This window comes from Stutzerimonas sp. CXK-1 (assembly GCF_057738225.1).
In genome coordinates this window covers 2,423,805-2,448,704 of the sequence record NZ_CM173217.1, presented here as the reverse complement: position 1 = coordinate 2,448,704, position 24,900 = coordinate 2,423,805, and the positions used below count along the sequence as shown (strand labels likewise).

Annotated in this window: 19 protein-coding genes and 2 tRNA genes; 11 read left to right on the top strand and 10 right to left on the bottom strand. The window is 63.8% G+C overall.

Going from position 1 to position 24,900, the window contains the following annotated elements; all coding sequences use genetic code 11:
• Positions 1 to 12: 12 nt before the first annotated feature.
• From AC0KXH_RS11385 to AC0KXH_RS11355, 7 genes are all read right to left on the bottom strand, one after another.
• Positions 13 to 2,214, bottom strand: coding sequence for a polysaccharide biosynthesis tyrosine autokinase (locus AC0KXH_RS11385; protein ID WP_043220738.1), 2,202 nt, complete (start codon positions 2,212 to 2,214; stop codon positions 13 to 15).
• A 48-nt stretch (positions 2,215 to 2,262) separates the two neighbouring features.
• Positions 2,263 to 3,195, bottom strand: coding sequence for a glycosyltransferase family 2 protein (locus tag AC0KXH_RS11380; RefSeq protein ID WP_061338993.1), 933 nt, complete (start codon positions 3,193 to 3,195; stop codon positions 2,263 to 2,265).
• 3 nt (positions 3,196 to 3,198) lie between these two features.
• On the bottom strand, positions 3,199 to 4,728 hold the full coding sequence (locus tag AC0KXH_RS11375) for a lipopolysaccharide biosynthesis protein (protein ID WP_488223425.1): 1,530 nt from the start codon (positions 4,726 to 4,728) through the stop codon (positions 3,199 to 3,201).
• Positions 4,729 to 4,743: 15 nt separating this feature from the next.
• On the bottom strand, positions 4,744 to 5,913 hold the full coding sequence (locus AC0KXH_RS11370) for a DegT/DnrJ/EryC1/StrS family aminotransferase (RefSeq protein WP_313305753.1): 1,170 nt from the start codon (positions 5,911 to 5,913) through the stop codon (positions 4,744 to 4,746).
• Positions 5,914 to 5,970: 57 nt separating this feature from the next.
• On the bottom strand, positions 5,971 to 6,747 hold the full coding sequence (locus AC0KXH_RS11365) for a hypothetical protein (protein ID WP_043220725.1): 777 nt from the start codon (positions 6,745 to 6,747) through the stop codon (positions 5,971 to 5,973).
• Positions 6,748 to 7,346: 599 nt separating this feature from the next.
• A tRNA-Met gene (locus tag AC0KXH_RS11360) sits at positions 7,347 to 7,423 on the bottom strand.
• A gap of 127 nt (positions 7,424 to 7,550) precedes the next feature.
• Positions 7,551 to 7,627: transfer RNA gene (locus AC0KXH_RS11355), tRNA-Met, on the bottom strand.
• A 391-nt stretch (positions 7,628 to 8,018) separates the two neighbouring features.
• Between AC0KXH_RS11355 and AC0KXH_RS11350 the strand changes: the two genes are divergently transcribed.
• Complete coding sequence (locus AC0KXH_RS11350) at positions 8,019 to 8,345, top strand: hypothetical protein (protein ID WP_052813398.1); 327 nt, start codon at positions 8,019 to 8,021, stop codon at positions 8,343 to 8,345.
• A 68-nt stretch (positions 8,346 to 8,413) separates the two neighbouring features.
• Positions 8,414 to 9,391: a tRNA dihydrouridine synthase gene (locus AC0KXH_RS11345; protein WP_488223424.1), complete on the top strand. Its 978-nt coding sequence runs from the start codon at positions 8,414 to 8,416 to the stop codon at positions 9,389 to 9,391.
• 9 nt (positions 9,392 to 9,400) lie between these two features.
• On the opposite strand, the gene AC0KXH_RS11340 is transcribed toward AC0KXH_RS11345, so the two are convergent.
• Positions 9,401 to 10,147, bottom strand: a complete 747-nt coding sequence (locus AC0KXH_RS11340) for an SDR family oxidoreductase (RefSeq protein ID WP_488223423.1) — start codon at positions 10,145 to 10,147, stop codon at positions 9,401 to 9,403.
• A 126-nt stretch (positions 10,148 to 10,273) separates the two neighbouring features.
• On the opposite strand from AC0KXH_RS11340, the gene AC0KXH_RS11335 reads away from it, so the two are divergent.
• The gene (locus AC0KXH_RS11335; protein WP_041104882.1) at positions 10,274 to 10,717 is read left to right on the top strand and encodes an Hsp20 family protein; all 444 of its coding nucleotides are present in this window, start codon (positions 10,274 to 10,276) and stop codon (positions 10,715 to 10,717) included.
• 40 nt (positions 10,718 to 10,757) lie between these two features.
• Here AC0KXH_RS11335 and AC0KXH_RS11330 read toward each other — a convergent pair whose 3' ends face one another.
• Complete coding sequence (locus AC0KXH_RS11330) at positions 10,758 to 13,703, bottom strand: sensor domain-containing protein (protein WP_488223422.1); 2,946 nt, start codon at positions 13,701 to 13,703, stop codon at positions 10,758 to 10,760.
• 32 nt (positions 13,704 to 13,735) lie between these two features.
• Positions 13,736 to 14,635 carry a LysR family transcriptional regulator gene (locus AC0KXH_RS11325; protein ID WP_041104883.1) on the bottom strand — a complete coding sequence of 300 codons (900 nt, stop codon included), beginning with the start codon at positions 14,633 to 14,635 and terminating at the stop codon, positions 13,736 to 13,738.
• 153 nt (positions 14,636 to 14,788) lie between these two features.
• On the opposite strand from AC0KXH_RS11325, the gene leuC reads away from it, so the two are divergent.
• The 8 genes from leuC to AC0KXH_RS11285 all read left to right on the top strand — a co-directional run bounded on the left by leuC (position 14,789) and on the right by AC0KXH_RS11285 (position 24,801).
• Complete coding sequence (gene leuC / locus AC0KXH_RS11320) at positions 14,789 to 16,213, top strand: 3-isopropylmalate dehydratase large subunit (protein ID WP_313278337.1); 1,425 nt, start codon at positions 14,789 to 14,791, stop codon at positions 16,211 to 16,213.
• Positions 16,214 to 16,224: 11 nt separating this feature from the next.
• Entirely contained in the window at positions 16,225 to 16,872 is a 648-nt protein-coding gene (gene leuD, locus AC0KXH_RS11315; protein ID WP_488223421.1) for a 3-isopropylmalate dehydratase small subunit, read from the top strand.
• Positions 16,873 to 16,978: 106 nt separating this feature from the next.
• On the top strand, positions 16,979 to 18,061 hold the full coding sequence (gene leuB, locus AC0KXH_RS11310; RefSeq protein WP_041104887.1) for a 3-isopropylmalate dehydrogenase: 1,083 nt from the start codon (positions 16,979 to 16,981) through the stop codon (positions 18,059 to 18,061).
• Positions 18,062 to 18,114: 53 nt separating this feature from the next.
• Positions 18,115 to 19,227, top strand: a complete 1,113-nt coding sequence (gene asd / locus AC0KXH_RS11305) for an aspartate-semialdehyde dehydrogenase (protein ID WP_041104889.1) — start codon at positions 18,115 to 18,117, stop codon at positions 19,225 to 19,227.
• Positions 19,228 to 19,433: 206 nt separating this feature from the next.
• Positions 19,434 to 20,432: an aspartate-semialdehyde dehydrogenase gene (locus tag AC0KXH_RS11300; protein WP_061338984.1), complete on the top strand. Its 999-nt coding sequence runs from the start codon at positions 19,434 to 19,436 to the stop codon at positions 20,430 to 20,432.
• Between the two features lie 147 nt (positions 20,433 to 20,579).
• Positions 20,580 to 23,249 carry a motility hub landmark protein FimV gene (locus tag AC0KXH_RS11295; protein WP_488223420.1) on the top strand — a complete coding sequence of 890 codons (2,670 nt, stop codon included), beginning with the start codon at positions 20,580 to 20,582 and terminating at the stop codon, positions 23,247 to 23,249.
• A gap of 38 nt (positions 23,250 to 23,287) precedes the next feature.
• A complete protein-coding gene (gene truA / locus AC0KXH_RS11290; RefSeq protein WP_256431548.1) occupies positions 23,288 to 24,124 on the top strand; it encodes a tRNA pseudouridine(38-40) synthase TruA in 837 nt (278 codons plus the stop codon).
• Between the two features lie 59 nt (positions 24,125 to 24,183).
• Positions 24,184 to 24,801: a phosphoribosylanthranilate isomerase gene (locus AC0KXH_RS11285; RefSeq protein WP_043220702.1), complete on the top strand. Its 618-nt coding sequence runs from the start codon at positions 24,184 to 24,186 to the stop codon at positions 24,799 to 24,801.
• Positions 24,802 to 24,900 lie beyond the last annotated feature (99 nt).

Here is a 24,900-nt window from a genome sequence, read left to right as displayed (position 1 = left end):
TCCGCTCCTTGGTCAGGCTTTCTGAGCATAGCTGTAGTAACCGTAAGCGCCGGTATCGAACGCCGAGTTCGACGCGCGCCGCTTGACCCCGTTGAGGATGGCCCCCTTGACCAGTACGCCGTTCTGGCTGAGCCGCCGCTTGGCCGCCTCGATCTGGGCGGCCGTGCTCAGGCCGAAACGGGTCACCAGCAGCGTGGTGCCGGCCAGTTGCGCGACCAGGACCGCGTCGGTGACCGCCAGTACCGGCGGCGTATCGACGATGATCAGGTCATAGAAGGCTTCGGCCTCCTTCAGCAGGCGGGCGAAGTTCTGGTGCATCAACAGTTCCGATGGGTTGGGTGCGGCGAAGCCGCAGCCGAGCAGGTGCAGGTTGGGCTGTTCGGTCTGGCTGACCACCTGCGACAGCGCCAGCCCGGAGGCCAGCGCCTCGGACAGCCCGCGCGTGGGCTCCAGGCCGAACGCCCGGTGCAGGAAGCCGCGGCGCATGTCGGCGTCGATCAACAGGACGCGCTGCCCGGCCTGCGCGACGACGCAGGCGAGGTTCGCCGAGACAAAGGACTTGCCCACGCCCGGGGTCGGGCTGGTGATGGTCAGCACAGGGTTGCGCGCTTCGAGCATGGCGAACTTGAGGCTGGTGCGCAGGCTGCGCATGGATTCGATGGCCAGGTCGTCGGGGCTGCCGATGCCGAGCAGTTGCGCCCGCCCTTTGCGCTGCCGGCGCGCCTGTTGCTGCTGCACGGAGAAGGGCGTGGCGGCGTACACCGGCAGGCCGAGCTTTTCGATGGCGTCCGGGCTTTCCACGCCGCGGTAGAACGCCTGGCGTACCAGAACCACCAGCGCCGAGACGAACAGGCCGAGCAGCAGGGCGATGGCCACGACCAGCGGGCGGATCGGTCGCGCCGGTTTTTCCACGGGCGCGTAGGCCGTGTCGATGACCCGCACGTTGCCGATGGTGCCGGCGCGCAGCACGTCCTGCTCCTGGGCCTGGTTCATCAGCAGCGTATAGGTCTGGGTCGTCACTTCGACGTCGCGCTTGAGGCGCAGCAGCTCCTGCTGTGTTTCCGGCAGGGCGTCGACCTTCTTCAGCAGCTGGGCCTTCTGCGCCTGCAGCTGGGCGATCTGCTTCATCAGGGTCTGGAAGATGGGGTGTTCGGGCGTGTACAGGCGGTTGTATTCGACCCGCTTGAGGTTGTGCTCCGACAGCACCGCGTCGAGCGCGACGATCTGGTCGAGCACGGCCTTGGTCTCGATGCTGATGTCCACCGACTTGGAGCTGGTCTGGTAGTCGTTCAGCGCCGCCTCGGCCTTTTCCAGCTCGGCGCGCACCACCGGCAGCTGCGAGCGCAGGAAGTCCAGGCGCTGTGCGGCTTCGGCCGAGCTGCGCTCGACGTTCTGGCGCACGTAGAGGCGGCTGATTTCATCGAGGATGCGGTTGGCGCGATCCGGGTCCGGGTCGCGCAGGCTGAGTTGCATGATTCCCGAGTCCTTGCCGGCTTCGCTGACCTTCAGGCGCTTCTGGTATTTCAACGCGGTGGTTTGCGGGCGTTCGCGCATGAGGTCGAACTCGGTGCCCGGGCGGGCCTCGAGCGCGGCGACCTGCACCGTGAAGCCGGCGTTGTGCACGCTCTGGCCGACATTGCCGCGCAGCAGGAACTCGTCGTCCTCGTCGTACAGGCTGAAGGCCCCGTCGCGGCCGGCGACGAGCGTCAGCTCTTCGCCGTAGTAAGCGTCGGGCACGTCGAGCTGGAACACGTCGATCTTCTCGCCACCCCAGGCGAAGGCGTCCAGGCCCAGCGGTGCCTTGGCCAGCGGGCCGTCTTCGAGCGGGTCGTGATGGCGCGACAGGTAGCCGCCGATCAGCGGCACCTGCCTGGGTTCGGCGGTGATGTACAACTTGAGGTTTTCCACCGCCTTGCCGAGTACGGCCCGCGACTTGAGCAGCGAGATCTCGGTCATCGCCTGCGAGACCGAATCGGGCCGCGGGATGATCTCCGGCTGGGCGGTGATGCCGACCTTTTTCGTTTCGATCTGGATCATGCCGCTGGCTTCGTACACCGGCGTGGCCAGGATGGCGTAGACGATGCCGAGTGCGGTGAACAGACCGGTGATGCTGCCGATCAGCAGCTTGTGGTCAAAGGCGGTACGCGCGATTTGCGCCAGATCGATCCGATTGTCGGTTTCGTAATCCAGCGGAGAGCGAGTCAGAGCTGTCATGGATTCGTCCTTGCAGGGGTTGGGCCGGGGGCGGCAGTCCTTGGGGTGTCAGCCTTGTGCCGTGCCAGGGCTGAGCCGGCGCAGCAGGTTGGTGGCGGTGTTGCGCGCCGCGTCGAGCAGCGCGCGGGCCTTTCGCGCAGGCGAGAGGAGGGCGAGCGAATGGGTGATGACCTGGGTGAGGAAATATTCGTGGAGCTCCTGGTTGCCGATGCGCTGGTAGTAGCGGGCCAGGCTGTAGTACGCATGCAGCGACATGCGGATGCGCTGTTTGCTGCTGCGCATCGAGAAGATGCCGCCCTCGTGGACGCGATAGGCCGCCGGGGCGATCTCGGCGATGAACTTGCCCTTGCCGTGCGCGCCGAGCAGCGACCACCAGCAGATGTCCAGTACATGCACGTCGTGCAGTTCGGCCGGCAGTTCGTGGATGAGGTTGCGAAAGCAGGTCGTCAGGGTCGATACATGTCGCGCACGCATCAGCTCGCCGGCGCTGGCGTCGCCGCGCAGGCGGCCGGTGAGCTGGGGCGTCTTGAGCACGCCCTGGCTGTTGAACATGAACGCATCGTGATAGGTCATCACGTAGTCACGGTGGGCTTCGAGGAAGTCCACCTGGATCTGCAGTTTGCGCGGGTCGGTCCAGTAATCGTCGCCTTCGCAGTAGGCGATGTATTGCCCCGCGGCGCGGGCGAACAGGCCGGTGGCGAAGGGCACGCCAAGGGAAAACTGGTTCTGCTGCTGGAGGATGGGCTTGATGATCGTCGGGAAGCGCGCGGCATACTCGGCGATGATCGTGGGCGTTTCGTCCGTAGACGCATCGTCATGCACGATGATCTCGAACGGAAAGCGGGTTTCCTGCATGAGGAAGCCATCCAGCGCCTGACGGATGAAGGCCGCGTGGTTGTAAGTCAGGCAGACGATGCTCAGCAGCGGGGCGGTCTGGCCATTCCAGCGTGCCAGCAGCGTGTTTTCGTCGATCGATTCCATTCGTCATACGCTCGGTCTGGTGAATGTCAGGTAGAGGCGGTGGCGCAGCGGAGCGAAGCTCGCCGCGACCAGCAGCAGGCAGAGGCTGCCGCTGACCGACAGCGCCAGCAGCGTGTGCAGGCGGTCGTCATCGGCCAGCAGTGCGAACAGCGGCTCGCCCAGCAACAGGCCCAGTGCGGTCATCGCGCTGATGCGCAGCACATCCTTCATCCAGGTGGTGTGCAGGCCTGGCGCGAAGCGCCGATGGACCACGGCCGGCCAGATGAAGAACGCCAGCAGGCGCAGCGCGAACCAGGTGAGCGCGGCGCCCAGTGCGCCATGGGCGAACACCGCCCAGACCACCAGTGGAATGCTCAGCGCCGTGGAGACCAGGCTGTACCAGACGTGCATGCGCAGCTGCCCGTAGGCGTACTGCAGGAAGAACTGGAAGGTGCCGACCGCCATCACGGCACTGCCCAGCGCGTACCAGGCCAGAATGGTCTGGCTCCAGTCGGCGGCGGCGGCGTCCCCGGTCCAGGCCAGCACCAGCTCGCGGGCATGGAAGGCGATCACCGCGGCCAGCGGGAACAGCACGCTGCAGACGAAGCGGGTGGCGTTGAGGTACAGCGCGTGCATTTCGTCGACACGCTGTTCGGCCAGCATCACGGTCATGCGCGGCAGCAGCGCCTGCACCAGCGGGTTGATCAGCGTCAGCAGGCCGTTGCAGATCAGCGCCACCAGTGAGAAGTAGCCGTACTCCTCGAGCAGCAGCTCTTTGGACAGCAGCACCTTGTCCAGCTGGGTCAGCACGACCCAGAGCACCGAGGTCAGCGAGATGCCGGCCGCGAACGGCAGTACCGGGCGCACCACGCGCCAGTCGAAGCCCGTCAACCAGCGTCGGCCGAGCAGTTGCCGATAGGCGCGAGTGGCGAAGAGCAGCGTCTCGACAACGGCGACGGCAACCTGGAAGCGGAAGAAATCCAGCGGGTCCTGGCTGATCTCGGCGACCAGCAGCAGGCCGCCGAAATAGCGCAGGGTGGCGATGAGGATGTTCGCACCGTTGATCCAGCCATGCTGCTCCAGGCCCTGCAGGCCGCTCTTGTACAGGGTTGCGTAGAGCCGCAGGGCAACCATCAGGCCCATCAGCCCGACGCATTGGGCGATGGTCGCGGTGTCCAGTTCCTGCGCCTGCAGCCAGTGTTCGGCAATCCAGCGGCTGGACAGACCGATGGCCAGCCAGGTGGACAGGGCGATCGGCAGGAACAGGATCTCGAATGAGCGCAGCAGCCGGCCGGATTCGTCGGCAGGCGGCGACAGTACCTGCTGGCCCCGGTAGTGCGCCACCTGCCGGACCAGGGCGGGCGACATTCCGGCGTCGAGCAGCTGCAGCCAGGCCTGCAAAACGGCGAAGAATCCGATCAGGCCGTAGGCCTCGGCGCCCAGGTGCCCCAGGTAGAACGGCAGGATCAGGATGCCCACCAGCACGGCATAGGCCTGCCCCAGGTAGTTCAGCCCGCTGTTGCGCAACACCGACAGGTGTTTCGAGTCGTTCATTGGCACGCCCACTGCTCAGGAAATCTGCTTGACCGCTGTCGGGGTGGCGGCCAGCAGGCTGACCGCGTCGACCAGTGGCCGCAGGTAGGCACGGCTGGCCTGCTCGCGCTGGATGGCTTCCTCGATGAGGACCTGCATCACGCGGTTCTGCACCTTGCGCGGCAGGCCGGGATAGATCGGCAGGCACAGCACGCGCCGGCTCAGCGAGCGCGAATGCGGCTGTGGCTCCTGCGGCTGCAGGTAGTCGAGCGTATCGAGCGAGGGGTAGAAGTAGCGTCGCGGATTGATGCCGTGCTTGTTCAGCTGGCTGCGGCTGGCCAGCAGCTGCGCCTCGTCGCCGAGGGCGATCGGAGCGTAGCTGAAGTTGCGTGAGACGCCTGGCTGAATGCGCTGTAGCTGAAAATGGTCCTGCAGATGCCGCTCGTAATGGTGGCTGATCTCGGCGCGACGCTCGAGAATCGACTCGATGTCATCGAGGATGCACAGGCCCATGGCGGCGGCGAACTCGTTGAGTTTCGCGTTGATGCCGATGCCCTGGATGATGTCGGTGTCGACGATGCCGAAGTTGCACAGCAGCCGCACCCTGGCCGCCAGCGCGTCGTCGTCAGTGACGATGGCGCCGCCTTCGATGGTGTGAAACAGCTTGGTGGCATGAAAGCTCAGGGTACTGATGTCGCCCCAGTTGAACACCGACCGGTCCTTGTAACGCACGCCGAACGCATGGGCGCCGTCGTAGACGACCTTGAGATTGTGGCGCCGGGCAATCTGCTCGATGCGCTCGACGTCGCAGGGGTTGCCGAAGACGTGGGTGGCGACGATGGCGCTGGTGTCCGGGGCGATCCGCGCTTCGATCTCCCCGGGGTTCAGGTTCCAGGTGTCGGGGTCGATGTCTGCGAAGATCGGGCGAATGCCTTCCCACTGCAGCGAACTGGTGGTCGCCACGAAGCTGAAGGGGGTGGTGATCGCGCTGCCCGTGATACCCAGCGCGCGGTAGGCGATCTGCAGCGCGATGGTGCCGTTGTTCGTGAGTATCACGTGGCGCACGCCGAGGTAGTCCTTCAGGCGCTCCTCCAGCGCCAGCGACAGCGGCCCGTGGTTGGTCAGCCAGCCGCTCTGGTAGATGCGGTCGACGTAAGCCAGGAATTTGCTCTTGTTGCCCAGGTACGCCTTGGTCACGTTGATCATGGAAGAGTCCTTTCCATCAGCGAGTGCCGAACGGTCGATGGGGTGTGGTGCGTGAGATCAGGCGGCTTGTTGGCTGGATTGCGTCGCCCGGCGTGCCCGATGCTGGTTGAACGCGAGAATCAGCGCCGTGGCCAGGCTGCCGGCATGCGGGTCGCCGTAATGGAAGATCAGCGTGCTGCGGCGGGTGGTAGGCGGGCACGGTTCGCTCGCATGCAACGAGCGGTAACCCCAGAACAGGTAGAGGTTGCCGGGCACCAGGCGAATGCGCTGCGGCCGCAGCAGGTGCAGGCGGATGCCGAGGGTGATCAGGCGTTTGGTAAAGGCGTTCTGGATAAGCGTTTTCTCGATGACGTTGGCCAGGACGGTGCGGCGAATCCGGCGCCGGTTGGCGAACACCAGGAGGTTGCCCTGTTCACCGGGGGTGGTTGCATCCGGCACCTCGATCGGCAGCAGCGCTGTGACGAAGCTTGCGTCGAAGTGGAAACGATTGGATTCGCTGCGCCCTGATTCGCCTTGCACGCAGCGCAGCACCGGGTGGATGTCATCGGTAAAGGCGGGCTGGCCGGCGCCCTGCTGATACAGGGCGCCGAGCAGACGGAGGAGTTCCGCCGATTCGCTCAGGCCGCGGATGTCGCCCATCGCGACCGCCTTGCTGCCGTGGTAGGCGAAGTACCCGCCCGGATGTGTATCGGCTTCCCGCGCGACGAAGTCACGTAAACGCGCAAGTTGTTCTTCGCTAATGAAATTCTGAATTACCGTAAAGCCGTTATCGTTTATTCCGCTCGCATATTTGGCTGCATTCCGGAATAACTCTGGATTTTCTAAAGAGCGCACGATGACTCTCCGCGGTTCGCAGATGGATGAAGGGCAGGACAGTTTTAATTAAGTAAAAAATCTGTACTTCCAATTAATCGGCGCAAAGCTACCGCCACCCCATTCATCAAGCGGGGCGATTCAGGAAGTTTCAGGTACTGCTGCCTGGCTCGCCTGCAAGCCACGGGTTTCGGGAGCCTGACCAATCGAAAGGCCATAGCTACCGCACTCGTTACTTCGTCGAGATCTTGTCTGCTGACCAGGAACGTCACGATTCGGCAGGGGGCGAAAGCATGAATGCCTCGCTGGAATCGTTACTACTGCGGAACTTGACCTCTCCCGTTGGTCTTAACTGTCGCGCAGGTCGTTACTCCGTTTTGCGGATATAGGTATCTTGCAAAATGTGACGAAAGTCAACAATGAAGCGCAAAAAATTGTCGCGGCAATGCAAAGAGGCCGTTTAGCGTTTGTAACGTATTGATTGATAAGTAATAGATCGAATGATCTAGGGCAGCATGTCGCACCTGCCGGCGAACCGGCTGATGGAGCGGCGAGAGAGGGGGAGCCGTAGCGAGCCGAAACGAAAAAAGGCCACTCGATCGAGTGGCCTTTTTCGTATTTGGTTGCGGGAGCTGGATTTGAACCAACGACCTTCGGGTTATGAGCCCGACGAGCTACCAGACTGCTCCATCCCGCGTCTGTGGGGCGGCATTCTACAGCCTCGAAGGCTGCTGTCAACCATCCTTTGCGAAAAACTCATTTTGCCTCAGTCACTTAGGCAGAAATGAAAAAGGGCCGCTGTTTCGAGCGACCCTTCGTGAAACTGGTTGCGGGAGCTGGATTTGAACCAACGACCTTCGGGTTATGAGCCCGACGAGCTACCAGACTGCTCCATCCCGCGGCGGCCATTGTACAGCTTTGAGCCTGGCTGTCACGCAAAGAATCCAACGAGGCACGAATCGCGGCGTAGCGGTGGGTGGCGTCAGGGGCTCGCAACGGTCCTCGAGGAGAGGGCCGGGCTCGGATAGGCGCGCGTGTCGCCGTCGGGTGATCCGCAGCATGCCCCAGAGCATGGCGGACGCTACTGAGAGCCAACCGAATACCATCACGATAATCATCACCGCGGGCGTCATGCTTCTCGCCTCCATTGAGCCATTCCATCGTCCCTGGGAAATGGACCCCTGCCGAGCGAGACGGTTCAGCTTGCCATCGGTCGCAAAGCGGCGCGCACCGTGCCACTTTCATTGCGGCGCCATTGCCCAAAGGGCAGGGCGTATCGACAGGAGGCACGCATGAAGACTTCTCCAATCGGGCTGCTGGTCTGCACGCTGATAACAGGCGCCATCGGCTATGCGCAGGCCGCTCCGGCCAATGGCTTGCTCGCGCAGAGCATGCGGGGAGCGCCAGTAGACCGGGCCGCCGGCAACGGCTCGATGGGCACGGGCGAAGGCATCGAGCGGCTGGAGCGCCAATCGATGCCCGATGAGCGCGACGCGCGAGACGACGACGAGAAACGGCGAGCGGCGTCGACCTCGATCGATGATCCGGGGCACGGTGGCAACGAGACCGACATGGAACATCGCCGGCGGCCACACTTGGTTGACGATCGGCGCCCCTGAGCAGGGTGCACGAGCGTCGGGCGAATCCTTACAATGCCGGCCCTTTTCTGATGCTGGCTTGAGATTTCATGCAGATCGCCCTGGCGCCAATGGAAGGTCTTGTCGACGAGATCATGCGCGACGTGCTGACGCGCGTCGGTGGGCTGGACTGGTGCGTCACCGAATTCATCCGTGTCTGCGACCGTCTGCTACCCGAGAGCAGCTTCCACAAGCTTGCGCCGGAGCTGGCCGACGGCTCGATGACGCGCTCGGGTACGCCGATGCGCCTGCAGTTGCTGGGCTCGGACCCGGCATGCCTGGCCGATAACGCTGCCCTGGCCTGCACCCTGGGGGCGCCGGTCATCGACCTGAACTTCGGTTGCCCGGCCAAGACCGTCAACAAGTCGCGAGGCGGGGCGGTCCTGCTTCGTGAGCCGGAGCTGCTGCATGCGATCGTCCGCGAGGTGCGGCGCGCCGTGCCGGCCTCGATCCCGGTGACCGCCAAGATGCGCCTGGGCTACGACAGCCCGGACGGTGCGCTGGATTGCGCGCGCGCGCTGGTCGACGGCGGTGCTGCGCAGTTGGTAGTGCATGCGCGAACCAAGGTCGATGGCTACAAGCCGCCGGCGCACTGGGAATGGGTCGCCAGGGTAGCCGAGGTGGTGCAGGTGCCGGTGCTGGCCAATGGCGAGATCTGGACCCTGGCCGACTGGCAGCGTTGTCGCGAGATCAGTGGCGTGGATGACGTCATGCTCGGCCGCGGGCTGGTGTCGCGCCCGGATCTGGCCCGGCAGATCGCCGCCATGCGTGCCGGCGAGGCAGTGAGCGAGATGACCTGGCAGGCGTTGTTTCCGCTGGTCGCCGATTTCTGGCAGCAGGCGCGGCGCAAGCTGGCGCCGCGCTATGCGCCGGGGCGTCTCAAGCAGTGGCTGGCGATGTTGACCCGCAGCTATCCGGAGGCCGTGGCGCTGTTCGCCGAGATCCGCCGCGAAAACGACTGCCAGCGTATCGATCGGCTGCTCGGTGCCGACTCCATGGCGCACGCGCCGGAGCAGGCGCTGGCCTGACCGGGCGAGCTAGCGCCCACCGGCGACATCCAGCAGCGCGCCGCTGGTGTAGCTGGCCTGGTCGCTGGCGAGCCAGAGCACGGCTTCGGCAATTTCCTCGGGCTGGCCGCCCCGTGCCATCGGCACGCTGGCACGCACCCGCTCGACCCGATCCGGCTCACCGCCACTGGCATGGATGTCCGTATAGACGACGCCGGGGCGCACGGCATTGACCCGAATGCCCTCGGCGGCCACTTCCTTGGCCAGGCCGATGGTCATGACATCGATGGCGGCCTTGGCGGCGGCGTAGTCGATGTACTCGTGCGGCGCACCGAGGCGAGCCGCCACCGATGACAGGTTGACGATCGCGCCGCCGCGCCCGCCGTGGGCGGTCGACATGCGCTTGATCGCCTCGCGTGCACAGAGAAAGCTGCCCAGGACGTTGGTGGCGAACACGCGTTGCAGGCGCGCGGCATCCATGTCCTCGAGACGCATCTGGCGCTCGAGCATGCCGGCGTTGTTGACCAGCACGTCGAGGCGGCCGAACTCGCGGTCGATCGCCGCGAACAGGGCGGCAACCTGTTTTTCGTCGGCCACATCGGCTGCGAGCGTGATCGCTCGGCCACCGGCCTGGCGAATCCGCTGCGCCAGCTGTTCGGCCGCGTCGGCGCGTTGCCGATAGTTCAGGCACACCGCATAGCCGCGACGGGCTGCCAGTTGGGCGGTGGCGGCGCCGATCCCGCGGCTGGCACCGGTGATGAGCATGACCTTGTCCATTTCGTCCTCCGATGAATGGTTGTTCGCTGCGCCCTTGAAATCTGTCTGGTGGTTCCTATCTAGAGTCGCGTGGGATGCCGAAGTCGGGTCCCGCCAATCACTCGCTGAAATTCAGGAGATACGATCATGACCAGCTTTTCCATGGCTCCGTTGTTCCGTCAGTCCGTTGGCTTCGACCGCTTCAACGATCTGTTCGAATCGGCCTTGCGCAACGAGACCGGCAGCTCCTACCCGCCCTACAACGTCGAAAAGCACGGCGACGACCACTATCGCATCGTAGTGGCGGCAGCCGGCTTCAACGAGGCCGACCTCGAGCTGCAGGTCGAGCGTAGCGTGCTGACCATTGCCGGCGGCAAGCGTGAAAAGGACGACGACAACGTCACCTATCTGCATCAGGGCATCGCGCAGCGTGCCTTCAAGCTGTCGTTCCGCCTGGCCGACCACATCGAAGTGCGCAATGCCGCGCTGAGCAACGGCCTGCTCAATATCGATCTGGTGCGCGTCGTTCCGGAGGAAGCCAAGCCCAAGCGCATCCCGATCAATGCCGACCGGCCCGCGCTGGAGGGCTGATCGCTCCAGGCGAAGCTGAATAAGGGTGCCTCGGGCACCCTTATTCGTTCCGGCGGTCACCCAGGAGCAGCTGCTGGAACTGCGCGACCGGTACCGGCGGGCTGAACAGGTAGCCCTGGTAGCGGTTGCAGCCCTGGCGCTGCAGCATTTCCAGCTGGGCCGGAAGCTCCACGCCTTCGGCCACCACCGAAAGCCCCAGGCTGTCCGCCATGCTGACGATTGCGCGAATGATCTCCGCATCGTTGCCATCTGCTAGCGCGTCTCTGACGAACGACTGGTCGATCTTCAGCACGTCCACCGGCAGGCGCTTGAGGTAGGTGAGCGAAGAGTAGCCCGTGCCGAAGTCGTCCATGGCGAAGCCCACCCCCAGCTGGCGTAGCCGCCGCATCTTGGCGATGGTGTCGTCCAGGTTCTGGATGACGATGCTCTCGGTGATTTCCAGCGTGATCATCTGCCTCGGCAGGTCGCTGTGCTCGAGCGCACGCACCACGCGCTCGACGAAATCGGTCTGGCGGAACTGCCGCGGGCTGATGTTGATGCACAGGCTGAACGCCTCGGCGGTGACCAGCCGCTCGTCGCGCAAGGCGGCGACGATGCGGCAGGCCTCCTCGATGACCCAGGCGCCCACTTCGATGATCAGCCCGCTTTCCTCCAGCACGGCGATGAACGACTGCGGCGACTGCATGCCGAGCTGCGGGTGGCGCCAGCGCAGCAGTGCCTCGGCGCCGATGATGCCGCCGCTTTGCGCATCCACCTGTGGCTGCAGATGCAGCTCGAATTCGCCACGCAGCAGCGCCTGACGCAGCTCCTGTTCGAGCCGCAAACGGTTGCTGGCGGCGTCCTGCATCGTCTTGCGAAAGATCTGGATCGCGTTACGGCCGGCATCCTTGGCCCGATAGAGAGCAATGTCCGCGCGCTTGAACAGGTCGGCCGGCGAGTCGCCATGATCCGGGATCAGGGCGATGCCGATGCTGGGCGTCACGCGCAGGTGGTGACCGTCGAAGAGCATCGGCTCGGCCAGAACCTGGCGCAGTTTCTCGGCGACCATCCTGACCTGGCGCGTGACCTCCGAACGCTTGCCGGAGAGACCGGTGAGCAGCACCACGAACTCGTCGCCACCCAGGCGCGCGACGGTGTCCTCCTGGCGCACGCTGGCCTCCAGACGGGCCGTGATCATCTTCAGCACCGCGTCACCCACCGGATGGCCGAGCGAATCGTTGATGTGCTTGAAGTGGTCGAGATCGAGGAACAGCAGGGCGCCACGCATGTCGTGACGCTTGAGCAGCGCGCCCTGCTGGCTCAGGCGGTCCATCAACAGGGTGCGGTTGGGCAGGTTCGTCAGCGGATCGTGGTAGGCCATGTGCAGCACCTGCGCCTGCGCGGCCTTGAGCTGGCTGACGTCGCGCGCGGTTAGCAGCAGGCACTGCTGGCCGTTGAGTTCGATGGGTTCGGCCGACACCGCGATGCTCTTGCTCTGCCCGCTGCGATCCAGACCGAGCAGCTCCATGTTGGTCACGCGGCCGTCCTGACGTATGCGTTCGAGCAGGATTTCACGCTGCGGCCCGGGCCAGAGCCGCAAGTCTGCCGCGGTGCGCCCGATGACTTCCTCCGGCCGGTAGCCGGTCAGGCGGTAGAAGCCATCGTTGACCTCGATGAAACGCCCGCTGTCACGTTCGCTGATGGTGATGGCGTCCTGGCTCGAGCGAAACGCCTTGGCGAACTTGGCCTCGCTGGCGCGCAGCGCGGCCTCGGCTTGCTGCCGTTTGCTGATGTCGCGAAAGGTGGTGATGATGCTCAGCCGGCGATCGATCCGGATGAAGCGCGAGGAGACGACACAGGTCACGATGCGGCCGTCACGGGTATGGAACTGCGCCTCGGCATTGTCCAGGCCGTGCTGTTCGCGCAGTTGGTCATAGAGCTCGGCGCGCCGCCCTTCATCGACCCAGAAACCGACCTCCGGCGCATTTCGACCGACGATCTCGCTTGCCTGCCAGCCGAAGGTTCGGGTGAAACTCGGATTGATCTCGAGAAAGTTGCCGTCGCGGATCAGGGTCAGGCAGATCGGATCGGGGCTGGCCTGGAACAGCGTGGCGAACTTTTCCTCGGAGGCAGTCAGGCGCTGTTCGCGCTGTACCCGCTCGGTGATGTCCATGATGATGCCAGCCATGCGCAGCGGCTGGCCCTGTTCGTCGCGATACAGCTTGGCGGTGCTTTCCAGATGGCGCGTCTGGCCGTCCTCGCCGGTGGCGCGGTAGATCACCTGGTACTCCTGCCGCAGCCCGGCGACGAGGTCGTGGTAGGCGCGGCGCATCTTGTGCCGGTCTTCTTCCGGAACGCAGGCGAAAAAATCGCCAAAGGGCCCGTGATACGGACCGCTCACCACCCCTTGCAGGTCGGAAGCGCGCGCCGAGGCGTAGAGCATGTTGCTTGGGATGTGCCAGTCCCAGGTGCCGAGCCGGACCGATTCGAGGGCCAGTTCCAGGCGCTCCTGGCTTTCCAGCAGTGCCTCGGCCTGGCGGTGCTGCTCGGTGTTGTCCCGGATGACGCCGATGTAGACGGGGCCTTGCGGTGTCTGATGCCGCTGGCCGGTGATCTCCAGCCAGCGCGGCGTGCCATCCGCGCCCTGCACCCGGTGCTCCAGGCGCAGATGCTCGTCGGCGTTGCGCACCGCAGACTCGAACGCCGCGGCGACCGTTCTGCGGTCTTCGCGCAGTACCAGGTCGATGTAGTCCGCGTGCTGGTCGGCCATTGCATCGAGATCGACGCCGAACAAAGCCTGAGCCTGCCGCGACCAGAGGACACGACCACTGCGCAACTCCCAGGACCAGACGCCGAAATGTGCCTCGCTGAGCACCGAGAGCAGATAGGAGGTGTCATGCCAGGGTTGTTCGTGCTGCGCGGGAATATAGGCGTGAATGCGCGGGCGAGGAGGGGTGTCGTTCGCTTGCCCTGCTAGACCGGATGAGGCGGGGAAATCTTCGCTCATGGCGTACTTCGCTTTCTTGTTATGCCCGGACGTTAGCGCTTGCCTGCTTTGGGGTGCAAGCTGCGGCGATCTTCATCGAGCAGCGCCATGAAGGCCATCGCGGCATTGGATAGCGTCCGCTCGCTGTGCCGAATGTAGCCGAGCTGGCGTGACAGCCTGACGCCGGGCAGCGGCAGGCTCACCACCTGGGCGTCGAGCATGGTGCGCGGCAGCACGCTCCAGGCGATACCGATGGAGACCATCATCTTGATCGTTTCCATGTAGTTGGTGCTCATGGCGATGTTCGGCGCCAGGCCTTCGCGCTCGAACAGCCGCTGGGCGATGTGATGGGTGAAGGTGTTGCCGCCCGGGAAGACCGCCGGATAGCCGGCCACGTCCGCCAGCGAAACGCCCATCTTGCTGGCCAGAGGGTGCTCCGGGGCCACGACGAATTCGAGCGGGTCGTCCCACACCGGCGTCGCGCGGATCGGCTCGCTGGTATGCGGCGCCAGGGTGATGACGGCCAGCTCCGCGCGGCCGTGCAGCACTTCTTCGTAGGCGACCTCCGAATCGAGAAAGCGTATGTCCAGCGTCACGTCCGGATACTGGCGCGTGAACGCGCGCAGCAGCGGCGGCAGGCGATGCAGGCCGATGTGGTGGCTGGTCGCCAGGCAAAGGCGACCGCCGACTTCGCCGTTGAGGTTGGTCAAGGCGCGGCGGGTATCGTCCAGTACGTTGAGGATCTGATAGGCACGCGGCAGCAATGCGCGACCGGCCTCGGTCAGCCCGATCTCGCGACCAAGACGATCGAACAGGCGCACGTCCAGCTGTTGTTCCAGTGCGGCGATGCGTTTGCTGATCGCCGGTTGGGTCAGGTGCAGCCGGTCGGCCGCCAGCGAGAAACCACCGGTTTCGGCAACGGCGATAAAAGCGTTGAGGTTGGCAAGATCCATGCGCGCGCCCAAAGGTCGAGGTTGGTTTCGATTCCTGAATGGAATCCATTGGATGAAAAATATGAATTTGAGTAATTGAATGCAAGCCCCTAGCATTTGCCCACATAAAGCAAGGGCATCAGCCCCGCGTAGCACCTAGATGAGGAAAGTCCGATGGCCGGCAAGACGCTGTACGACAAGCTCTGGGAAATGCATGAGGTCAAGCGCCGCGATGATGGTTCGTCGTTGATCTACATCGACCGCCACATCCTGCACGAAGTGACTTCGCCGCAGGCGTTCGAAGGCCTGCGCCTGGCCGAGCGCAAGCCCTGGCGCATCGATGCCAACATCGCCACCGTCGACCACAACGTGCCGACCACGCCGGATCGCAAGGCGGGCGTCGATGCCATTGCCGACGAAACCTCGCGCATCCAGGTGCAGACGCTGGATGAGAACTGCGACGACTTCGGCATCCTCGAATTCAAGATGAACGATGTTCGTCAGGGCATCGTCCACGTGATTGGCCCGGAGCAGGGCGCAACGCTGCCGGGCATGACGGTGGTCTGCGGCGACTCGCACACCTCGACCCACGGCGCCTTTGGTGCACTGGCTCACGGCATCGGCACCTCGGAGGTCGAGCACGTGCTGGCCACCCAGTGCCTGATCGCCAAGAAGATGAAGAACATGCAGGTGCGTGTCGAAGGCCAGCTGCCGTTCGGCGTGACCGCCAAGGACATCGTGCTGGCGGTGATCGGCAAGATCGGCACCGCCGGCGGCACCGGCTACGCGATGGAATTCGCCGGCAGTGCCATCCGCGAGCTGTCCATGGAAGGCCGCATGACGATCTGCAACATGTCGATCGAGGCCGGTGCGCGGGTCGGCATGGTGGCGGTCGACGAGAAGACCATCGCCTACGTCGAGGGGCGCCCCTACGCGCCTAAGGGTGCGCAGTGGGAGCAGGCCGTGGCGCAGTGGCGCGACCTGGTGTCCGATGCCGATGCGCAGTTCGATGCGATGGTCGAGTTGAAGGCCGAAGAGATCAAGCCGCAGGTTTCCTGGGGAACCTCGCCGGAAATGGTTCTGGCCGTCGACCAGCGCGTGCCGGATCCGGCCGCCGAAGTCGATCCGGTCAAGCGTGGCTCGATCGAGCGCGCGCTCAAGTACATGGGGCTGCAGGCCAACCAGCCGATCACCGAGATCAAGCTGGACCGCGTGTTCATCGGCTCGTGCACCAACTCGCGTATCGAGGATCTGCGTGCCGCCGCCGAAGTCGCCAAGGGCCGCAAGGTCGCGGCCAACGTCAAGCAGGCGCTGGTGGTGCCGGGCTCTGGCCTGGTCAAGCAGCAGGCCGAGCAGGAAGGGCTGGACCGCATCTTCATCGAGGCTGGCTTCGAATGGCGCGAGCCGGGTTGCTCCATGTGCCTGGCGATGAACCCGGACAAGCTGGGTAACGGCGAGCACTGCGCGTCCACGTCCAACCGCAATTTTGAAGGCCGCCAGGGCGCTGGCGGGCGGACCCATCTGGTCAGCCCGGCGATGGCCGCGGCGGCTGCGGTGACCGGCCACTTCATCGATGTACGCGAGCTGATCCAGGCCTGAGGAGACGAGACATGAAAGCCTTTACCCAACACACCGGCCTGGTCTGCCCGCTCGATCGCGCCAACGTCGACACCGACCAGATCATCCCCAAGCAGTTTCTGAAGTCCATCAAGCGCACCGGCTTCGGTCCGAACCTGTTCGACGAATGGCGCTACCTGGACGAGGGCATGCCCGGCCAGGACTGCTCGCAGCGCCCGCTGAACAAGGACTTCGTGCTCAACCAGCCACGCTACCAGGGCGCCAGCGTGCTGCTGGCGCGCGAGAACTTCGGCTGCGGTTCCTCCCGCGAGCATGCGCCCTGGGCGCTGGACGAGTATGGCTTTCGCGCGATCATCGCCCCGAGCTTCGCCGACATCTTCTTCAACAACAGCTTCAAGAACGGCCTGTTGCCGATCGTGCTGAAGGAAGAGGAGGTCGACGCGCTGTTCGAGCAGGCCGAGGCCGCCGAGGGTTACCAGCTGACCGTTGATCTCGCGGCGCAGACCGTGACCCGCCCGGATAGCGTGCAGTATCGCTTCGAGATCGATGCGTTCCGCAAACACTGCCTGCTCAACGGCCTGGATGACATCGGCCTGACGCTGCAGGACGCGGACGCGATCAAGGCGTTCGAAAGCCGGCATCAGCAGAGCAGCCCCTGGCTGTTCGGCGCGATCAAGTAAGCGAGCGTGTCGGCAGGATGGAAAGCTGCGCAGTGTTTTCCATCAGGTGATTCCGGTGGTTAGGGCCGAGGGCCGTTATCCACCCTACGAAAGATAGAGGAATGTGATGAGCAAGCAGATTCTGGTTCTCCCGGGTGACGGCATCGGCCCGGAAATCGTGGCCGAAGCGGTCAAGGTTCTGGAGCTGGCCAATGAGAAGTACGACCTCGGCTTCGAGCTGAGCTACGACGAGCTGGGCGGTGCGGCTGTCGACAAGTACGGCGTGCCGCTGGCCGACGAGACCCTGGTGCGTGCCCGTGAGGCCGACGCCATTCTGCTGGGCGCCGTGGGCGGGCCTAAGTGGGACAAGCTCGATCCTGCGATCCGCCCCGAGCGCGGGCTGCTGAAGATTCGCTCCGAGCTCGGCCTGTTCGGTAATCTGCGCCCGGCACTGCTCTATCCGCAGCTGGCCGACGCCTCTTCGCTCAAGCCCGAGATCGTCGCCGGGCTGGATATCCTGATCGTGCGCGAGCTGACTGGCGGCATCTATTTCGGCAAGCCGCGCGAAAGCAAGGTGCTCGACAACGGTGAGCGCATGGCCTACGACACCCTGCCGTACAGCGAGAGCGAGATCCGTCGCATCGCCAAGGTTGGTTTCGATATGGCCATGGTGCGTAACAGGAAGCTCTGTTCGGTAGACAAGGCCAACGTGCTGGCCTCCAGCCAGCTGTGGCGCGCGGTGGTCGAGGAAGTGGCCAAGGACTACCCGGAGGTCGAGCTGTCGCACATGTACGTGGATAATGCCGCCATGCAGCTGGTCCGCGCGCCCAAGCAGTTCGATGTGATGGTCACCGACAACATGTTTGGCGACATCCTCTCGGACGAGGCTTCCATGCTCACCGGGTCGATCGGCATGCTGCCGTCCGCTTCGCTGGACGCCAACAACAAGGGCATGTACGAGCCTTGCCACGGCTCGGCGCCTGATATTGCTGGCCAGGGCATCGCCAATCCGCTGGCGACCATCCTCTCCGTGTCGATGATGCTGCGCTACAGCTTTGGCCAGGTTGCTGCGGCTGACGCCATCGAGCGGGCCGTCAGCGATGTGCTGGATCAGGGGCTGCGCACCGGCGACATCTGGTCCGAAGGCTGTACCAAGGTCGGTACCCAGGGCATGGGTGATGCGGTGGTCGCGGCGCTCGCGAAGTTGTAATCTTTCTGGCCCGTCCTCGTGGCGGGCCACTCTATTTATAGGTGTAGTCAGTGATGAAACGTGTAGGTCTGATCGGTTGGCGCGGCATGGTCGGTTCCGTGCTCATGCAGCGAATGCTGGAAGAGCGTGACTTCGACCTGATCGAGCCGGTGTTCTTCACCACGTCCAATGTCGGCGGGCAGGGGCCCAGCATTGGCAAGGAAACCGCTCCGCTGAAGGATGCTTACAGCATCGACGAGCTGAAAACGCTCGACGTGATCCTCACCTGCCAGGGCGGCGACTACACCAACGAAGTGTTCCCCAAGCTGCGCGAGGCAGGCTGGCAGGGCTACTGGATCGATGCGGCCTCGGCGCTGCGCATGCAGGACGATGCGGTGATCGTGCTCGACCCGGTCAACCGCAAGGTCATCGACCAGCAGCTCGACGCAGGGACCAGGAACTACATCGGTGGCAACTGCACCGTCAGCCTGATGCTGATGGGCTTGGGCGGCCTTTTCGAAGCCGGTCTGGTCGAGTGGATGAGTGCCATGACCTACCAGGCGGCCTCCGGTGCCGGTGCGCAGAACATGCGCGAGCTGATTCGCCAGATGGGAGTGATCAATGCCTCGGTGGCCGAGGAGCTGGCGAATCCGGCGAGCGCCATCCTGGATATCGATCGCCAGGTGGCTGAAACCCAGCGCAGCGAAGCCTTTCCGGTCGATAATTTCGGCGTGCCGCTGGCCGGTAGCCTCATTCCTTATATCGACAAGGAGCTGCCCAACGGTCAGAGCCGTGAGGAGTGGAAGGCGCAGGCTGAAACGAACAAGATCCTTGGTCGCTTCAAGAGTCCGATCCCGGTTGACGGCATCTGTGTTCGGGTCGGTGCCATGCGTTGTCACAGCCAGGCGCTGACCATCAAGCTGAACAAGGATGTACCGATTTCGGACATCGAAGGGCTGATCAGCCAGCACAACCCCTGGGTGAAGCTGGTGCCCAACCATCGAGACGCGAGCATGCGTGAGCTCAGCCCGGCGGCCGTGACCGGTACGCTGACGGTGCCGGTGGGGCGCCTGCGCAAACTGAACATGGGCTCGCATTATCTAGGGGCCTTCACGGTCGGCGATCAGTTGCTGTGGGGCGCCGCCGAGCCGTTGCGTCGCATGCTGCGCATCCTGCTCGAGCGCTGAGTTCTGCGCGGGCCATGCCTGCGCTTGATCAGCCAAGGCCCGGGACGGCGTTCGTCGTCCCGGGCCTTTCGTTTGTTCGGTGGCGGTGCGTGGAGAGAGGCTTGGCTGCAGCGGCGCGCCCTTTGTCGCTTACCGCGCGAGAGGCTGCCACGAGATCCGGTCATTCAGTTAAAGTGCCGAACGTTTTTTCGGGAAGGAGCGCAAGCGTGATCGATGTCGCCATCGTGGGAGCGGCTGAGCTGGAAGGCGAAGCGCTGCTGGAGCTCATGCAGGAGCGGGCATTTCCGGTCGGCGAGTTGCATTTGCTGGCCGATGACGACTCGATAGGTCAGTCGCTTCCGTTTGGGGCGCGAAATCTGCGTATCCGTGCTGCAGCGTCCTTCGACTTCTCGCGAGTGGCTCTCGTATTCATCGCCGGTGCGGGGCTTGGTCCGGCTGCTCGCGAGGCGCTACTGGCCGCCAGCTGCGACGTAGTCGATATGGTCGGCGCGCTGGGGCAGCAGGCCACGTCCTGCCTCTTGCCCGGCATCAATGACGCAACCCTCGCCGAGCGCTGCCCGCCACGGCGGCTGCGTTGCCCGATGCCTACGTCGGTTGCGCTGGTCACGGTTCTGGCACCGCTGGCGCGGCTGCAGACACTGAAGCGCTTGGTTGTCACCGTCTGCAGACCGGTTTCAGTGCGTGGTCGCTCCGGGGTCAAGGAGTTGGCTCGTCAGACGGCTGAGTTGCTCAACGCGCGACCCTTGGAGCCGCGCTTGTTCGATCGGCAAGTCGCCTTCAACTTGCTGGCGCAGACCGACGAGCCGGACCAGCTAGGTCACGGCGCCGCCGAGCGTGCCTTTGCCGAGGAATTAACGGACTTGCTTGGCTTGCCACAACTTCAGGTCTCTTCCACCTTCGTGCAGGCACCCGTTTTCTTCGGTGAAAGCCTCAGCGTTTGCGCGCTGTTCGACGCGCCGCTCGATATTGCCGGCGCTCATACGGCGCTGGATATGGTTGAAGGGCTTGAAATGGTCGATTCGCCAGACTACCCGACCGCCATTGGCGACGCGCTTGGGCAGGACCTGGTGTACGTGGGCAGGCTGCGTTCAGGCCTGCGCGACGCCAGCGAAGTCAATTTGTGGATTGTGTCTGATAACGTGCGAAAAGGCGCGGCGCTCAATGCCGTGCTGTCTGGCGAGTTGTTGATAAAAGACTATCCGTAAAAGATACTTGCCCGAAATTCGAAGAACTGTTCTAGCTCGAATTGCTGGAGCGGCTTATCACTGGTTGGGGGCGCCAACGCGGCGCGGGCAGTGGCTTTGAGACCCTTCTCGAAGTTCGAGAAAAAGGATAAACAAGGGAAGTAGATAATGGTTCGGGTTCGAAATCTGGTGCTGGCAATCGCAGCGGCTACTGCGCTGACCACCGAAATGGCCCACGCCGTGGGGCTAGGCGAAGTCACGCTGCAGTCGTCGCTGAATCAACCGTTGGTGGCAGAAATCGAACTGCTGGATGCGAAGAACCTTGGCCCTGGTGAGGTGATTCCGGGCCTGGCTTCGGTGGAAGAGTTCAATCGTGCCGGAATCGATCGCCAGTACTTTCTCACCGATTTGAAGTTCACGCCGGTAATGCGCCCAGATGGCAAGAGCGTGATTCAGGTTTCCTCCAATAAGCCGGTCCGTGAACCCTATCTGAATTTCCTCGTCGAGGTGGTCTGGCCCAGCGGCCGACTGCTGCGCGAATACACACTGCTTCTGGATCCACCGCTCTATTCACCGGAAACCGTGGCGGCCGTTGCCCCGCAGTTGCCGATTGCGGCGCCGCAGCCTGCTCGTGTCCCGGCGCCACGGCCCGCTGCTTCCGCTGGCACCACCTCGGCTGCCGCGGTTGGGCAGACCGGCGAGGAGTACCGCACCACGGCTGATGACACCCTTTGGCAGGTAGCTGAGCGGGCTCGGCGTGGCGGAACGGTTCACCAAACGATGTTGGCGATCCAGGAACTCAATCCGGGCGCCTTTATCGACGGCAACATCAACCGGATGAAAAGTGGTCAGGTGTTGCGCTTGCCGACCGCCGAGCAGATCGCCCAGCGCAGTCAAGGCGATGCAATTGCCGAGGTCGCCAGACAAAATGCTGTCTGGCGCCAAGGCAGAGCAGGGGGCGCTTCGGCTCGTCAACTCGACGCCACGCGGCGGACTGGCGCAGGTGACGCGCCGGCGAGAAGCGAGAGCCGCGACAGCCTGCGTCTGGTCGCTGGCGAAGCGGGCAAGGCGACTGCCGGCTCCGATAGCGGTGCGGCAAGCGATGCAGCGGCGCTCCGTGACAAGCTGGCGGTGACGCAGGAAAACCTCGATTCCAGCCGGCGCGAGAACGCAGAGCTCAATGATCGTCTCAGCGATCTGCAAGGCCAGCTGGACAAGCTGCAGAAGCTCATGCAGCTCAAGGACGACCAGTTGGCCAAGCTGCAAGCTCAACTGGCGACCGATGGCCAGGCGGCCGAAGCGTCACAGCCCACGGTTGCGCCGACAAGTGCGCCGGAGAGTTCGCAGTCCACCCCGGCAAGTACCGACAAACCCTCGGAAGCTAAGATCGAGCAATCTGCAGGCGAGCAGCCGGCCCCAGCCAAACCTGCCCAGCCAGCCAAGGCGCCCAAGCCAGCCGCAGCGGTTCCGGCGCAGGCGCCCGAGGAGCCGGGGTTGCTGGATCAATACACGGACAACCCGATTCTGCTCGGCGTGTTAGGCGGGAGTGCGTTGTTGCTCCTGCTGGTCGGCCTGATGGCTTTGTCGCGTCGCAACGCGATGAAGGAAGCGGAGCTGCAGGAGAGCCTGCTAGCGAGCCAGCGCGAGGATGACCTCGGGCTGCCTGGCAATTATCCGGCCGAGCCCGTCGATCTCGGCGCGCCGATTGCGGACGCCGATGCTGCGCAGGAAAGCGTCGAACCCGTTTCGCCGGCCACTGCCGACCCTCTTGCCGAAGCGGATATTTACATCGCCTATGGGCGCTTCAACCAGGCTGCTGAGTTGTTGCAGGCAGCACTCAATGACGAGCCCCAGCGAACCGACCTTCGGCTGAAGCTGATGGAGGTCTACGCCGAACTTGGCGACCGTGATGGTTTCGCTCGGCAAGAGGCAGAGTTGCGGGACATCGACGCCGTCGGCAGCAGCGCTCAGGTGGAACAGCTCAAGTTCAAGTACCCGGCCATGGCGGTCGGCGCGGTGGTCGCTGGCGCGGCGGCTTCGCAGACTGAGCTGGACAGCCTCGATCTGGATGAGCTGCAGCTGGATGATCTGCCCGCTGCACCCGGCCAGGACCTGGATGACGCTTTCGATCTCAGTCTTGATGATCTGGATGCTGAGCTCAGTGCCCAGGGCGCTGGTGCCGCAGAATTGGATACCAGCTCCGACCTCTTCCTTGAAGAGAGTGCTTCGGCCGACGCTTCCAGTCGTACAGATGAGCAGGAGCTCGATGCCTTCTCTTTGGAGCTGCCGGAAGAAAGCGCGGCGTCGTCCAGCCTCGACGAAGAGCTTGGTGACTTCTCTTTCGATCTGGATGACACCCAGCGACCGGCCAGTGATCTGGGAGAGGTGAGCGAACCTGTGACGTTGGATGACCTCACGCTGAGCTCGGAATCGGAGACAGAGGATTTCGACTTCGGCCTGGTCGAAGAAGAGAAAGCGCCAGAGCCTTTGTCCGATGCCTTCGATCTTTCCCTCGATGAACTCTCGTTCGACGGGGACGAGGTGGCTGGCGCCTCGAGTACCGCCGAAGCGGGTGACGAAGAGATGCTATCTCCTGTCGAAGAACAGAAACATGAGTCTCCAGCAGCGGCCGAAGAGCCGATAGCTGCCGCTTCGGACGAAGAAGACTTCGACTTCTTCGCTGACACCGATGAGGCAACAACGAAGCTGGATCTGGCGCGCGCCTATATCGACATGGGAGATGCCGAGGGTGCTCGCGATATTCTCGATGAGGTACTGGCGGAGGGTAACAGTGCCCAACAGCAGGAGGCGCGTGAAATGCTCGCCAAGCTAGCTTGACGATGAAACACGCAGTCAGCACAGAAACGGCAGCCGATATGGCTGCCGTTGCCGTTTCCAGGATTGCACTGGGCGTCGAGTACAAGGGCGCCCGATACCGTGGCTACCAGCGCCAGGTGGATGGCGTGCCTTCTATCCAGGAAACCCTTGAGCGCGCGCTTTCTCGCGTGGCGGGCGGGCAGCCGGTCAGCCTCACTTGCGCCGGCAGGACCGATGCGCTGGTGCATGCGAGCGGCCAGGTCGTCCATTTCGATACCACGGTGCAGCGCAGCCCGCACGCCTGGGTGATGGGGGCAAACGCCAACCTGCCCGCCGATATCAGCGTCACCTGGGCGCAGCAGATGCCGATGGGGTTCGATGCACGTTTCAGTGCGGTATCGCGCCGTTACCGTTATGTCATCTACAACGACCCTATACGTCCGGCGCACCTTGCCCAGGAAGTGACTTGGAATCACCGCCCACTCGATATCGTGGCAATGCGCGAAGCCGCGGCGATGCTCGTCGGTACTCACGATTTCAGTGCCTTTCGTGCGAGCCAGTGCCAGGCCAAGTCGCCGGTTAAGACGGTTCATCATCTGGAATTGCTGGAGTTCGGACGGTTGATTGTCATCGATATCCGCGCCAATGCATTTCTCCATCACATGGTGCGGAATATTGCGGGTGTTCTGATGACGATTGGGGCAGGAGAGCAGCCGGTCGATTGGGCGCGCCAGGTGCTCGAATCGCGTCGTCGGGAGCAGGGTGGGGTAACCGCCCATCCGTACGGTCTGTATTTGGTTCACGTCGAATACCCAGCGCAGTTCGACGTCCCCGAGCGCTACCTCGGGCCGCACTTTCTTTCGGGCTTGCCGGATTGCCTCCAGCTGAGCGGCTAGTGCGGTTGCAGTAGGGGCCGCTTTTGTTACCATCGGCGATCATTTCAAGGTGACCCCCTTTGAACGTACGCAGCAAAATCTGTGGCATCACCCGCGTGGAAGATGCGCTGGCGGCGGCTGAGGCTGGTGCCGATGCGATCGGTCTTGTCTTCTATGCCGCCAGCCCGCGGGCCGTCAACGTGGCCCAGGCGCGCCAGATCGTCGAGGTTTTGCCGCCGTTTGTCAGCAAGGTCGGCTTGTTCGTCAATGCGAGCCGCTGCGAGATTGGCGAGGTGCTCGATGCCGTCTCGCTCGATGTGCTGCAGTTTCATGGTGACGAGACGCCTGAGCAGTGCGAGGGGCACGGCCGTCCCTGGTTCAAGGCGCTTCGTGTGGGTCAGGAGGACGATCTTGCCGGGCGGATCGAACGCTACGGAAATGGCTGTGCGATCCTGCTCGACAGCTACGTCCCAGGCGTGCCAGGTGGGACCGGAGAGCGTTTCGACTGGACGCGTATTCCACAAGACCTTCCGCTGCCTCTGATCCTGGCCGGTGGCTTGACGCCGGAGAATGTGCGCCAGGCAATCGAGCAGACTCGACCCTATGCGGTCGATGTGAGCGGAGGCGTCGAACAAAGTAAAGGCGTCAAGGACCTGGCCAAGGTTCGTGATTTCGTGGCCAGGGTGCGCGCGGTGTGACGCCGATGCGGTCGCAGCCGTCCAGTTACGAGTTGCCGGAGATCGGTACGGTATTTATCGGGTCGAGCTGACCGTTGGCGATGCCCACGAGCGCGTCGC

What these genes read in the sequence shown, in the direction of transcription:
- leuB (WP_041104887.1), top strand. Translation starts at nt 16,979, where the DNA reads ATGAGCAAGCAGATTCTGGTTCTCCCGGGTGACGGCATCGGCCCGGAA.
- leuC (WP_313278337.1), top strand. Translation starts at nt 14,789, where the DNA reads ATGGCCGGCAAGACGCTGTACGACAAGCTCTGGGAAATGCATGAGGTC.
- AC0KXH_RS11325 (WP_041104883.1), bottom strand. Translation starts at nt 14,635, where the DNA reads ATGGATCTTGCCAACCTCAACGCTTTTATCGCCGTTGCCGAAACCGGT.
- AC0KXH_RS11295 (WP_488223420.1), top strand. Translation starts at nt 20,580, where the DNA reads ATGGTTCGGGTTCGAAATCTGGTGCTGGCAATCGCAGCGGCTACTGCG.
- AC0KXH_RS11335 (WP_041104882.1), top strand. Translation starts at nt 10,274, where the DNA reads ATGACCAGCTTTTCCATGGCTCCGTTGTTCCGTCAGTCCGTTGGCTTC.
- AC0KXH_RS11370 (WP_313305753.1), bottom strand. Translation starts at nt 5,913, where the DNA reads ATGATCAACGTGACCAAGGCGTACCTGGGCAACAAGAGCAAATTCCTG.
- AC0KXH_RS11330 (WP_488223422.1), bottom strand. Translation starts at nt 13,703, where the DNA reads ATGAGCGAAGATTTCCCCGCCTCATCCGGTCTAGCAGGGCAAGCGAAC.
- truA (WP_256431548.1), top strand. Translation starts at nt 23,288, where the DNA reads ATGGCTGCCGTTGCCGTTTCCAGGATTGCACTGGGCGTCGAGTACAAG.
- AC0KXH_RS11340 (WP_488223423.1), bottom strand. Translation starts at nt 10,147, where the DNA reads ATGGACAAGGTCATGCTCATCACCGGTGCCAGCCGCGGGATCGGCGCC.
- AC0KXH_RS11350 (WP_052813398.1), top strand. Translation starts at nt 8,019, where the DNA reads ATGAAGACTTCTCCAATCGGGCTGCTGGTCTGCACGCTGATAACAGGC.
- AC0KXH_RS11385 (WP_043220738.1), bottom strand. Translation starts at nt 2,214, where the DNA reads ATGACAGCTCTGACTCGCTCTCCGCTGGATTACGAAACCGACAATCGG.
- AC0KXH_RS11380 (WP_061338993.1), bottom strand. Translation starts at nt 3,195, where the DNA reads ATGGAATCGATCGACGAAAACACGCTGCTGGCACGCTGGAATGGCCAG.
- AC0KXH_RS11345 (WP_488223424.1), top strand. Translation starts at nt 8,414, where the DNA reads ATGCAGATCGCCCTGGCGCCAATGGAAGGTCTTGTCGACGAGATCATG.
- leuD (WP_488223421.1), top strand. Translation starts at nt 16,225, where the DNA reads ATGAAAGCCTTTACCCAACACACCGGCCTGGTCTGCCCGCTCGATCGC.
- AC0KXH_RS11375 (WP_488223425.1), bottom strand. Translation starts at nt 4,728, where the DNA reads ATGAACGACTCGAAACACCTGTCGGTGTTGCGCAACAGCGGGCTGAAC.
- asd (WP_041104889.1), top strand. Translation starts at nt 18,115, where the DNA reads ATGAAACGTGTAGGTCTGATCGGTTGGCGCGGCATGGTCGGTTCCGTG.